This window comes from Streptantibioticus rubrisoli (assembly GCF_024436055.1).
Lineage (GTDB): Bacteria > Actinomycetota > Actinomycetes > Streptomycetales > Streptomycetaceae > Streptantibioticus_A > Streptantibioticus_A rubrisoli.
In genome coordinates, this window is record NZ_JANFNH010000056.1 from 19,201 (window position 1) to 30,674 (window position 11,474).

8 protein-coding genes are annotated in these 11,474 nt (G+C 71.9%); 3 read left to right on the forward strand and 5 right to left on the reverse strand.

Annotated elements, in window-relative coordinates:
- Position 1: 1 nt before the first annotated feature.
- Positions 2 to 1,501 carry a 30S ribosomal protein S1 gene (gene rpsA, locus NON19_RS29880; RefSeq protein ID WP_255932285.1) on the reverse strand — a complete coding sequence of 500 codons (1,500 nt, stop codon included), beginning with the start codon at positions 1,499 to 1,501 and terminating at the stop codon, positions 2 to 4.
- A 358-nt stretch (positions 1,502 to 1,859) separates the two neighbouring features.
- Here rpsA and NON19_RS29885 point away from each other — a divergent pair, with 358 nt between their 5' ends.
- Both NON19_RS29885 and hrpB read left to right on the forward strand, forming a co-directional pair.
- Positions 1,860 to 2,687, forward strand: a complete 828-nt coding sequence (locus NON19_RS29885; protein WP_255932286.1) for a class I SAM-dependent methyltransferase — start codon at positions 1,860 to 1,862, stop codon at positions 2,685 to 2,687.
- A 4-nt stretch (positions 2,688 to 2,691) separates the two neighbouring features.
- Positions 2,692 to 5,187, forward strand: a complete 2,496-nt coding sequence (gene hrpB, locus NON19_RS29890) for an ATP-dependent helicase HrpB (protein ID WP_255932287.1) — start codon at positions 2,692 to 2,694, stop codon at positions 5,185 to 5,187.
- Between the two features lie 43 nt (positions 5,188 to 5,230).
- On the opposite strand, the gene pgfA is transcribed toward hrpB, so the two are convergent.
- From pgfA to NON19_RS29905, 3 genes are all read right to left on the reverse strand, one after another.
- On the reverse strand, positions 5,231 to 6,211 hold the full coding sequence (pgfA, locus tag NON19_RS29895) for a cell envelope lipid trafficking protein PgfA (protein WP_255932288.1): 981 nt from the start codon (positions 6,209 to 6,211) through the stop codon (positions 5,231 to 5,233).
- Positions 6,212 to 6,225: 14 nt separating this feature from the next.
- The gene (locus tag NON19_RS29900) at positions 6,226 to 6,360 is read right to left on the reverse strand and encodes an SPW_0924 family protein (protein ID WP_255932289.1); all 135 of its coding nucleotides are present in this window, start codon (positions 6,358 to 6,360) and stop codon (positions 6,226 to 6,228) included.
- A 133-nt stretch (positions 6,361 to 6,493) separates the two neighbouring features.
- Positions 6,494 to 7,738 carry a lytic transglycosylase domain-containing protein gene (locus tag NON19_RS29905; RefSeq protein ID WP_255932290.1) on the reverse strand — a complete coding sequence of 415 codons (1,245 nt, stop codon included), beginning with the start codon at positions 7,736 to 7,738 and terminating at the stop codon, positions 6,494 to 6,496.
- Between the two features lie 144 nt (positions 7,739 to 7,882).
- Here NON19_RS29905 and NON19_RS29910 point away from each other — a divergent pair, with 144 nt between their 5' ends.
- On the forward strand, positions 7,883 to 8,764 hold the full coding sequence (locus NON19_RS29910) for a DUF4184 family protein (RefSeq protein ID WP_255932291.1): 882 nt from the start codon (positions 7,883 to 7,885) through the stop codon (positions 8,762 to 8,764).
- Here NON19_RS29910 and polA read toward each other — a convergent pair.
- Positions 8,695 to 11,445, reverse strand: coding sequence for a DNA polymerase I (polA, locus tag NON19_RS29915; protein WP_255932292.1), 2,751 nt, complete (start codon positions 11,443 to 11,445; stop codon positions 8,695 to 8,697). The genes NON19_RS29910 and polA overlap by 70 nt on opposite strands.
- Positions 11,446 to 11,474 lie beyond the last annotated feature (29 nt).

The following is an 11,474-nucleotide window of genomic DNA, read 5'->3' on the forward strand; positions in this document are numbered from 1 at the left end:
TTCAGCTCTGGCCACCGGCGAGCTTCTCACGAAGCGCGGCGAGCGCCTCGTCCGAAGCCAGGGCGCCGGAGTTGTCGGCCGACTCCGAGGAGTACGAGCCGCCGGACGCCTGGCCGCCGCCCTGCGGAGCGGCCTGGCCAGCCTCGGCCGCAGCCTCGGCGTCGGCCTCGCGGGACTTGATGACCTGCTGCTGGTGCTGCTCGAAGCGGGCCTGCGCCTCGGCGTACTGGCGCTCCCACTCCTCGCGCTGCTTCTCGTAGCCCGGCAGCCAGTCGTTGGCCTCCGGGTCGAAGCCCTCGGGGTAGATGTAGTTGCCCTGGTCGTCGTAGGACGCGGCCATGCCGTAGAGGGTCGGGTCGAACTCGACCGAGGCCGGGTCGGCGCCGAAGGACTCGTTGGCCTGCTTCAGCGAGAGGCTGATGCGGCGGCGCTCCAGGTCGATGTCGATGACCTTGACGAAGATCTCGTCGTTGACCTGGACGACCTGCTCCGGGATCTCCACGTGGCGCTCGGCCAGCTCGGAGATGTGGACCAGGCCCTCGATGCCCTCGTCCACGCGGACGAACGCACCGAACGGCACCAGCTTGGTGACCTTGCCCGGAACGACCTGGCCGATCTGGTGGGTGCGGGCGAACTGCTGCCACGGGTCTTCCTGGGTCGCCTTCAGCGACAGGGAGACGCGCTCGCGGTCCATGTCGACGTCCAGGACCTCGACCGTGACCTCCTGGCCGACCTCGACGACCTCGGACGGGTGGTCGATGTGCTTCCAGGACAGCTCGGAGACGTGCACCAGACCGTCGACGCCGCCCAGGTCCACGAAGGCACCGAAGTTGACGATGGAGGAGACGACGCCGGAGCGCACCTGGCCCTTCTGCAGGGTGGTGAGGAAGGTCTGGCGGACCTCGCTCTGGGTCTGCTCCAGCCAGGCGCGGCGGGACAGGACCACGTTGTTGCGGTTCTTGTCCAGCTCGATGATCTTGGCCTCGAGCTCCTTGCCGACGTACGGCTGCAGGTCGCGGACGCGGCGCATCTCGACCAGGGAGGCGGGGAGGAAGCCGCGCAGGCCGATGTCGAGGATGAGACCACCCTTGACGACCTCGATGACGGTACCGGTGACGATGCCGTCCTCTTCCTTGATCTTCTCGATGGTGCCCCAGGCACGCTCGTACTGGGCGCGCTTCTTCGAGAGGATCAGGCGGCCTTCCTTGTCCTCCTTCTGGAGGACCAGGGCCTCGATCTCGTCACCGACGGCGACGACCTCGTTGGGGTCGACGTCGTGCTTGATCGACAGCTCACGCGAGGGGATGACGCCCTCGGTCTTGTAACCGATGTCGAGCAGGACCTCGTCCCGGTCGACCTTCACGATGACGCCGTCGACGATGTCGCCGTCGTTGAAGTACTTGATCGTCTCGTCGATCGCGGCGAGGAAGGCTTCCTCGGAACCAATGTCGTTGACCGCCACCTGCGGGGTGGTACGAGGGGCCTCGGTGCTGCTCGTCATTAGGGAAAGGACTCCGGTACGGACAGTAAGTCGTAGGTACTGCTACGCCGAGAGCCCGTATCGCCTCTGCCGATTCCGGACAGCTTCGAGGCGGGGATCCGAGATCTGGAATCTACGGACATCGCCTCAACAACCGAGAGGTCTACAACAGATGCGAGCGCGGCCTGCTCCGTCCGAGGCGCGCAGGCCCGCAGCGCAACTTGTAGCATACGGGGGCAGCCGGGCATGGTCAATGCGCGAAGAGGCATACCAGGGACGCAACGCCCCATACCCGGCGCAAACCGCCCAGCTGAAGCTTCCTCAGGCCCGCGACCTGCGGAGCCGAGAATCCTCCGATGAGAGTACGACGACCGCCGCGATGATCCAAGACTCCCCGTCCGACACCGTCGACGAGCCCGAACCGGAAGCGGTGCGGCGCACCGCGGACGCCGCCGAGAGCAGCCGGGCGAGCCGGGGCTGGTGGGACCGCAACGCCGACGAGTACCAGGCCGAGCACGGAGCGTTCCTGGGCGACGACCGGTTCGTGTGGGGCCCCGAGGGCCTGGACGAGGCCGACGCCGCGCTGCTCGGCCCGGCGCGGGAGCTGGCCGGACGGTCGGTGCTGGAGATCGGCTGCGGCGCGGCGCAGTGCTCGCGCTGGCTGGCCGGGCAGGGCGCGCGGCCGGTGGCGCTGGACCTGTCGTACCGGCAGTTGCGGCACTCCCGCCGGATCGGCGGCGGCTTCCCGCTGGTGCAGGCGGACGCGGGCGCGCTGCCGTTCGCGGACGGCTCGTTCGACCTGGCGTGCTCGGCGTACGGCGGGGTGCCGTTCGTGGCCGACTCCGCACGGGTGATGCGGGAGGTGCACCGGGTGCTGCGGCCGGGCGGGCGCTGGGTCTTCTCGGTCACCCACCCGATCCGCTGGGCCTTCCCCGACGAGCCGGGTCCGGAGGGGTTGACGGTCAGCGCGTCGTACTTTGACCGCACCCCCTACGTCGAGCAGGACGAGCACGGCGCCGCGGTGTACGTGGAGCACCACCGCACGGTCGGGGACCGGGTGCGGGAGATAGCGGCGGCCGGGTTCCGGCTGGTGGACCTGGTCGAGCCGCAGTGGCCGCGGTGGAACACTCAGGAGTGGGGCGGCTGGTCCCCGCTGCGTGGCGCGCTGCTGCCGGGCACCGCGATCTTCGTGTGCGTACGGGACTGACCGCGTGATCCGGACCGCGGCACTCGACCTGCCGGTACGCGAGGCGCTGCCCGCGCTGCTGGCCGCCTTGGACGAGCACGGCGGCGCGGTGCTGGCGGCACCGCCTGGCACCGGTAAGACCACGTTGGTGCCGCTGGTGCTGGCCGGGCTGCTGGACGGCGCCCCGGCGCGGCGGGTGCTGGTGGCCGAGCCCCGGCGGATGGCGGCCCGGGCGGCGGCCCGCCGGATGGCCTGGCTGCTGGGTGAGGACGTCGGGGACCAGGTCGGTTTCACGATTCGCGGCGAGCGGAGGGTTTCGCGCCGCACCGTCGTAGAAGTGGTGACGACGGGCGTGCTGCTGCAGCGGCTGCAGCGCGATCCCGAACTGCCCGGGGTGGACGTGGTGCTGCTCGACGAGTGCCATGAACGGCACCTGGACGCGGACACCGCCATGGCGTTCCTGCTGGACGTCCAGGCCGCGCTGCGGCCGCGGTTGCGCCTGGTGGCGGCGTCGGCGACGACGGACACCGCGGCCTGGGCGCGGCTGATGGGCGGGGTGCCGGTGGTCGAGGCGCGGGGGGTGCCGCACCCGGTGGACGTGGTGTGGGCGCCCCCGGCACGTCCGGTGCGGCCGCCGCACGGGATGCGGGTGGATCCGGCGCTGCTGGAGCACACGGCGGCCGTGGTACGGCGTGCGCTGCGGGAGCGCGAGGGGGATGTGCTGTGCTTCCTGCCGGGCGTCGGGGAGATCGCCAAGGTCGCCGCGGCGCTGGGGTCCGTCGAGGGGGTGGAGGTGTCGCAGCTGCACGGGCGGGCGCCCGCCGCGGTGCAGGACGCGGCGCTCGCGCCGGGCTCCCGGCGCCGGGTGCTGCTGGCCACCTCGGTGGCCGAGTCCAGCCTGACGGTGCCGGGCGTGCGGGTGGTGGTCGACTGCGGTCTGGCCCGTGAGCCGCGCACCGACCACGCGCGCGGCCTGGGCGCGCTGACCACCGTCCGGGTGTCGCACGCGGCGGCGCACCAGCGCGCCGGCCGGGCGGGGCGCGAGGGGCCGGGAACGGTGTACCGCTGCTGGTCGCAGGCCGACGACGCGGGCCGTCCGGCCCGGCCCGCGCCGGAGATCGCGGTGGCGGACCTGGCCGCGTTCGCGCTGCAGGCGGCGTGCTGGGGCGACCCGGACGCGTCGGGGCTGGCCCTGCTGGACGCCCCCGCGGCGGGCGCGATGGCGGCGGCCCGGGAGACGCTGCGGGCGGTCGGGGCGATCGGCGCGGACGGCCGGGTGACACAGCGCGGGCGGCGGATGGCCGCGATGGGTCTGCATCCGCGGTTGGCGCGGGCGCTGTTGGACGGCGCGCGGATGGTCGGCGTGCGCCGGGCGGCCGAGGTGGTGGCGCTGCTCAGCGAGGAGCCGCCCCGGGAGTACGGGGACGACCTGGCCGCGGCGTGGCGCTCGGCCCGCCGGGGCGGCGACGGCTACGCCGGCCGCTGGCGGGTGGAGGCCAGGCGCCTGGCGGCGGCGGTGGATCAGGACGTCTCCGCCGGGGAGCGCGAGGTCGTGGACGACCTCGCCGCCGGACTGATCGCCGCTTTGGCGTTTCCGGAGCGGGTGGCCAGGAAGCGTGGCGGCGGGTATCTGATGGCTTCGGGCACGGCGGCCGAACTGGCTGACGGCACCCGGCTGTCGGGGGCGGACTGGCTGGCGGTGGCGGTGGCGGACCGTCCGGTTTCGGCCGCTTCGGCGCGGGTGCGGCTGGCCGCGGTGATCGACGAGGAGACGGCGAGCACGGCGGCGGCGCCGTTGCTGTCCTCGTACCAGGAGGTGGCGTGGGACGGGGACGTGGTGGCGCGCGAGGTGCGGCGGCTGGGGGCGATCGAGTTGTCGTCGCGGGCGCTGCCCTCCCCCGCTCCACAGGCGGTGCGGACGGCGCTGCTCGACGGGCTGCGCCGGGAGGGCACCGGTGTGCTGCGGTGGACCCGGGAGGCTAAGGGGCTGCGGCAGCGACTGGCCTTCCTGCACCGGGAGTTGGGCGAGCCGTGGCCGGATGTGTCGGACGGGGCGCTGCTGGAGCGGGTCGAGGAGTGGCTGGGCCCGGAGTTGGCGGCGGCTCGGCGGCGCGCGGATCTGGAACGGGTGGACGCGGGTGCCGCGCTGTCCCGGCTGCTGCCGTGGGCGAGCGGGGACGCGGCACGGTTCGAGGAACTGGCGCCGGAGCGGATCGAGGTGCCCAGCGGGTCCCGGATCCGGGTGTCATACGGCGATGGCCAGCCGGTGTTGGCGGTCAAGCTCCAGGAGTTGTTCGGCTGGCAGCGGACACCGCGGATCGCGGGCGGCAGGGTCCCGCTGCTGGTGCATCTACTCTCCCCCGCTGGGCGTCCGGCGGCGGTCACCGCGGATCTGGCGTCGTTCTGGCGGGACGGGTACCGGTCGGTGCGGGCGGAGTTGCGCGGCCGCTATCCCAAGCACCCCTGGCCGGAGGATCCGTCGTCGGCGCGGGCGACCCGCCGGACGAACGGGCGGGCGTAGCGGCTGCCCGGCGGCGCCGAACCATCGGCGAGTCCACCGGGCCCTAAGCGGGCACCGGTTCGGGTGCGGGCTTAGCGGTCCTCGCGGCCCCGGGGCGGCCGCGGACCTCCAGCAGGAGGGCGGCGGTCAGCAGTGCGCCGCCGAGTCCCAGGAGTCCCCACGGCAGGTAGCTGGTGAGCGCGAGCACCAACTGCCGCTTTTCCTTGACGAGTTCGACGGTCGAGCCGACGTAGTCGGGTCGCATTTTGACGTCGCCCGCGAAGGCGACCAGCGGTTTCTTCTCCGGGTGGCCGATGTAGCGCATCTCCTCCTGGTGGATTTCCTCGCCGTTGACCGGTGCGCCGGTTACCGGGTCGACCCAGAACATCCGCTTGGTGGTGTACCAGCGCTCCATTCCGGCGGCGGTGACGACGGCTGGTGTGACGCCCAGCGGCATCTTCTTCGGCAGCGGCACCTTCGTCCACGGAACGGTCTGTTCGAAGTAGTAGACCTTCAGCCCGTGGAATTGCTCAGTGTCCCGGTAGTGGATGGGTGCCGAGGTGCGGGTCTGGGCGTCGAAGTAGTAGTAGTCGCGTTTCTGGGTGAGGAAGGGCCACTTGAACTCGATGCCCTGGCGGCGCACCGGGTCGCCGTCCACGCTCTCGCCACCGGCGTGTACGGGTGCCTGGGAGTGGGCGTCGAAGACGTAGCGTTCGGGGATTTCGGAGACCATGGCGCCGTGCGGGTCGGCGATGTAGGACAGCGCGTCCCAGACGACGACATCGCGGCCGGTTTCCTTCCTTACCTGTTTCGCGGCCGCCACATTGCCGCGCAGTGTCTGCACGATGCTCACTTCGGGAACGGTGACGTCCTTCATCCGCGTGTAGTCGAGCAGGGTGGGGTTCTTCGCCTGGAGGACGACGGCCTGGTATTCGTTGGCGGGGATCCTCGCCAGCCGGGGAAAGGCGTACCAGCGCAGCAGCGGTGACAACGCGGTGCAGAACGCGGCGATTCCGAGGAGTACCAGGCTGGCTTTGCGGCGCATTCTCCCGGCCCCCTTCACGGATGCCGCGGAACGGTGGTCAGCAGCGGCTTGGGCGAGGTGCTGCCGGTCGGCGCGCCGATCGCCGTGACCGTCAGGATCAGGGCCAGCGCTGCGGCGAGTCCGATGACCGCGGCGATCAGTGCGCGCATGGGCGGCCTCCCGGTGTGGGCTGGCTGGCCCGTCGCACGGTAGCAACCGGAACACCAAAAGAGAACACGTTCGCTGACGCAACGTCAGGAGGGCCGGGTCGTTTGGACCCGGCCCTCCTTATGTGCCCGTGCGTCAGTGCGCCGACTGGCTGGGCGCCGCGGAAGGGGACGGCGACGGGCTGGCGTCGCCGCTCGGCTTCGGGGTGGGACACAGGCCACCGCTCGGCGACGGTGACGGCGAGGGCGACGCGGACGCGCTGCCGCTCGGCGAGGGCGACGGGCTCGGCGACGGCGAAGCACTGGCGCTACCGGATGGCGAGGGCGACGGGCTGGGCGAACCGCTGGGGCACCCGCCAGAGGGCGAGGGGCTGGGGCTGCCGCTGCCGGACGGGTGCGGCGAGGGGCTGCCGCTGGGCCCGGGGCCGATGCTGCCGCTGGCTGAGACGGTAGGCAGCGGGCTGTGCGACGGGGGCGCTGACGGTCCGCCGCCCGGTCGGCCACCGCCGCTGGGCGATGCCGACGGCGACGGCTGCGCAGACGGCACCCGGCCGCCCCCGGCACCGGTCGCCGAGCCGCCACCGGAGCCGTCCGGGACCTCGTGCGTGCCGTTGAGGTAGTACTGGTACCAGTCCTTGACGGTGTTCAGATAGTCCTGGGAGTGGTTGTAGCCCAGGATCGCGCGGTCCAGGCCGTTCGGGTCGGCCAGGTCGCCGCCCGCCGCGCACAGGTAGCCGGCGGCGGCGAGCGACGCGTCGTAGATGTTGTTGGGGTCCTTGATGCCGTCGCCGTTGCCGTCCGCTCCCCACTGCGCCCAGGTGGACGGGATGAACTGCATGGGGCCGACCGCGCGGGCGTACGCCAGGCCGCCGTCGTAGTAACTGGTGCCGCTGGCCGCGATGTTGGCGTTGCCGCCGGTGCCGTCCAGCACCGGGCCCAGGATCGGGGTGCGGGTGGTTCCGTTGGCGTCCACGTTGCCGCCGTCCGCCTGGCCGGACTCCACCTCGCCGATCGCCGCGAGCAGTTGCCAGCGCAGCTGGCAGCCGGGGCTGCTGCTGCGGAGCGCCGCCTCGGCCCTCTGGTACGCGGCTAGTACCGTCGCGGGGATGCCCGCACCGCCCGCTCCGACACCCGTGCCAGGACCGGTGCCGGGCTGCCCGCTACCGCCGGGCCGCACCGGCGAGTTGAGCGGCGGCAGATTGGTGATGTACGGCTTTCCACCGTCGATCGGCGGTCCGGGAGGCGGGGCCACGGTACTGCCGTGTGCCACCCCCAGGGCCACGCCCGGGGCCTGTGAGGCGGTGAGCGCCGCCATCGCCAACGCCGCGATCGCGGTGCCCGCCGCCCCCTTGCGTATCCGTCGGCCGAACGGCACAGACATACGCCTTTTCCCTCCCGAATGGTGTGTCGTGTGCGCTCCCCAGCGCGACAACGAAACGGACACTACGGCAACTTGTGAACCGGAGCCACCGTCCGTGACGGAGATGGTGATGAACAGTGCGAAACACGGCGACGGGAGGCACGGATGCCCTTCACCTTCAGCCATCCCGCGGCGGTGCTGCCCCTGCTGCGCACCGACGCCTCGGGCACCGTACGGGGGCGTGGGCCGCTGCTGGCGGCGGGGCTGGTCGCCGGGTCGCTCGCCCCTGACGTGCCGTTCTTCCTCGACTCGTTGCTCCCCGGAACCGGCCAAAGCGGCCGTGCCACCCACGCGTTGGCCGGTGCGGTCGTGCTCGACCCACTGCTCGCGGTGGGGCTCGCGGGCGGCTGGTGCGCGGTGCGCGGGCCGTTGACCGCCCTGCTGCCGCCGCGGCTCGGCGGCCGAGCGGCGCTGCTGCTGGGCGTGGCGCCGGGCGGGGTGCGGATGCCGACGGTTCGGGACGCCGGATGGTTCTGGGTCTCGGCGGCGACCGGCGCGGCCACTCATCTGGGCTGGGACGCCTTCACCCATCAAGGGCGCGGCGGCGTACGCCTGTTGCCGGTGCTGGACCGCACGGCGTGCGGCGTACCGCTGTACCACTGGGCGCAGTACGCGGGTTCGGCCGCGGGGCTGGCCGCCCTCGGGCTGTGCACGGCACGGGCGTTGCGGCGCGCGCCGCGCGTACCGCCGCCCGCGGTGCCGCGGTTGACGGTGCGGGGCAGGCGGGCGGGCGGCGGGGCGCTTGCGGTGGGCGCGGTGGCGGGGGCGGCGCTGCGCTGCCGACGGGACCGGCCGCGTGACATGGCGTCGTTGATCGCCTCCGCCACCTTCGGCGCGGGCGCGGGCCTGGCGCTGGCCACGGCGGCGTTCACCGCGGTGGTCCGCGCCGGGCGAGTGCGCTCGCGCCGAAGGGGCGGTCAGTGCGCGGCGGACTCCCAGTCGGGGCCGTGGCCGACGGAGACGTCGAGCGGGGCGCGCAGCGGGTAGGCACCGGCCATCTCCCGGCGGACCAGTTCCTCCACCTGCTCACGCTCGCCGGGCGCCACCTCCAGCACGATCTCGTCGTGCACCTGCAGCAGAGTGCGGGACCGCAGCTGCTCCTTGGTCAGCGCCTCGTCCACCCGCAACATCGCGATCTTGACGATGTCGGCGGCCGAACCCTGGATCGGCGCGTTCAGCGCCATCCGCTCGGCCATCTCCCGGCGCTGCCGGTTGTCGCTGTTGAGGTCCGGCAGATACCGGCGGCGGCCCAGCAGCGTCTCGGTGTAGCCGGTGACCCTGGCCTCCTCCACCACCCGCTGCAGATAGTCCCGGACGCCGCCGAACCGCTCGAAGTAGGTGTCCATCAGCGCCCGCGCCTCGGCGGCCTCGATGCCCAGCTGCTGGGAGAGGCCGAACGCCGACAGCCCGTAGGCCAGCCCGTACGACATCGCCTTGATCTTGCGGCGCATCTCGGCGTCCACGTTCTTCCGCGGAACGTCGAACACGTACGAACCCACCGTGGTGTGCAGGTCCTCGCCGGAGGTGAAGGCGGCGATCAGGCCCTCGTCCTCGGACAGATGGGCCATCACCCGCAGTTCGATCTGGCTGTAGTCGGCGGTCAGCAGCGACTCATAGCCCTCCCCGACCACGAAGCCCCGGCGGATCGCCCGTCCCTCGTCGGTGCGCACCGGGATGTTCTGCAGGTTGGGGTCGGTGGACGACAGCCGTCCGGTGGCGGCCACCGTCTGGTTGAAGGTGGTGTGGATCCGGCCGTCGGGCGCGATGGTCTTGATCAGGCCCTCAACAGTGGAGCGCAGCCTGGCCTGTTCACGGTGGCGCAGCATGATCACCGGCAGCTCGTGGTCGGTCTGCCCGGCGAGCCAGGCCAGCGCGTCGGCGTCCGTGGTGTAACCGGTCTTGGTCTTCTTCGTCTTGGGCAGCCCCAACTCGCCGAACAGCACCTCCTGCAACTGCTTGGGCGAGCCCAGGTTGAACTCGTGCCCCACCGAGCGGTGCGCCTCGGCGACCGCCTGCTGAACGGCGGCGGCGAACTGCTGCTCCATCCGCTCCAGCCACTCGCGGTCGGCGCTGATGCCGTGCCGCTCCATCCGGGCCAGCAGCGCCGAGATCGGCAGCTCCACGTCCCGCAGCAGCTCCAGCGCCCCGTCCGCGGCCAGCCGGGCGCTGAACACCTCGCCCAGGTCAGCCACCGTACGGGCCTGGAGCATCAGCTCCTGCGCCTCGGCGCCGTCGTCCACGCCGAACGCCAACTGCCCGCCGTCGCCCTCGGAGATGCTCAGCTCACGGCCCAGGTACTCCACCGACAGCGCGTCCAGGGCGAACGAGCGCCGCCCGGGCTTGATCAGGTACGCGGCCAGCGCGGTGTCCATCACCACGCCGTCCACCGTCCAGCCGTGCTCGGCGAAGACCCGCATGGCGCCCTTGGCGTTGTGCAGCACCTTGGGACGGTCCCGGTCGGCGATCCACCGCGCGAACGCCTTCTCGTCGCCCTCCACCAGGTGCGCCGGATCGAACCAGGCCGCCGGTCCCTCCTCGGTGGCCAGCGCGATCTCGGTGACCGTCCCGGAACCCAGCGCCCAGGAGTCGACGGTCGCCACCCCGACCGTGCCCCGGCCGTGCTGCTCCAGCCAGCCGGCCAGCTCACCGGCGCCCAGTACCTGACCGTCGATCTCCACCCCGTCGGCGACCGCCTCCGCTGCCTCATTGGTGCCGGGGTCGGCCGCGTACAGCCGCTCACGGAAGTTGGCGTGCCGGAACTCCAGCGCCTCCAACACCACATCGAGCGAAGCCCGGTCGTAGGGTTGACGCCCAAGTCCCTCCGGACCCACCGGCAGTTCGACATCCCGCACCATCTCGGTCAGGCGGCGGTTCAGCTTGACCGCCTCCAGATGGTCGCGAAGGTTCTGCCCGACCTTGCCCTTGACCTCGTCGACCCGCTTGACCAACTCGTCGAACGAGCCGAACTGGATGATCCACTTGGCCGCGGTCTTCTCACCGACACCGGGAATGCCCGGCAGGTTGTCCGACGGGTCACCGCGCAGCGCCGCGAAGTCCGGGTACTGCCGGGGGCTGAGGCCGTACTTCTCCTCGACCTTCTCCGGAGTGAACCGGGTCAACTCGGACACGCCCCGGGTCGGGTACAGCACCGTCACATGCTCGCTGACCAACTGGAACGAATCCCGGTCACCGGTGACGATCAGCACCTCGTAACCCGCCTGCTCGGCCTGGGTGGCCAAGGTGGCGATCACATCGTCGGCCTCGAAGCCGTCCACGGCGAACCGCGGCACCCGCATCGCGTCCAGCAACTCGCCGATCAGCTCGACCTGGCTGCGGAACTCGTCCGGAGTCTTGGAACGGGTGGCCTTGTACTCCGGGTACTCCTCCATCCGCCACGTCTTACGGGACACATCGAACGCCACCGCCAGATGCGTCGGCTGCTCGTCACGCAACGTGTTGGCCAGCATCGAGGTGAACCCGTAGATCGCGTTCGTCGGCTGGCCGGTGGCGGTGTTGAAGTTCTCCACCGGCAGCGCGAAGAACGCCCGGTACGCCAAGGAGTGCCCGTCCAGCAGGAGCAGGCGCGGCCGCCCTCCCTTCTGGCCCCCGGTCGTCCCCGTGGTCGTCGCGGTCTTCTTCGCCGTCGTCTTCGATGCCTTTGCTGCCACGCCTCCGATCCTCCCACGGACCACTGACA

Coding starts and splice junctions, on each gene's coding strand:
- rpsA (WP_255932285.1), bottom strand. CDS start 1,501: ATGACGAGCAGCACCGAGGCCCCTCGTACCACCCCGCAGGTGGCGGTC.
- NON19_RS29910 (WP_255932291.1), top strand. CDS start 7,883: ATGCCCTTCACCTTCAGCCATCCCGCGGCGGTGCTGCCCCTGCTGCGC.
- pgfA (WP_255932288.1), bottom strand. CDS start 6,211: ATGCGCCGCAAAGCCAGCCTGGTACTCCTCGGAATCGCCGCGTTCTGC.
- NON19_RS29885 (WP_255932286.1), top strand. CDS start 1,860: ATGATCCAAGACTCCCCGTCCGACACCGTCGACGAGCCCGAACCGGAA.
- NON19_RS29905 (WP_255932290.1), bottom strand. CDS start 7,738: ATGTCTGTGCCGTTCGGCCGACGGATACGCAAGGGGGCGGCGGGCACC.
- NON19_RS29900 (WP_255932289.1), bottom strand. CDS start 6,360: ATGCGCGCACTGATCGCCGCGGTCATCGGACTCGCCGCAGCGCTGGCC.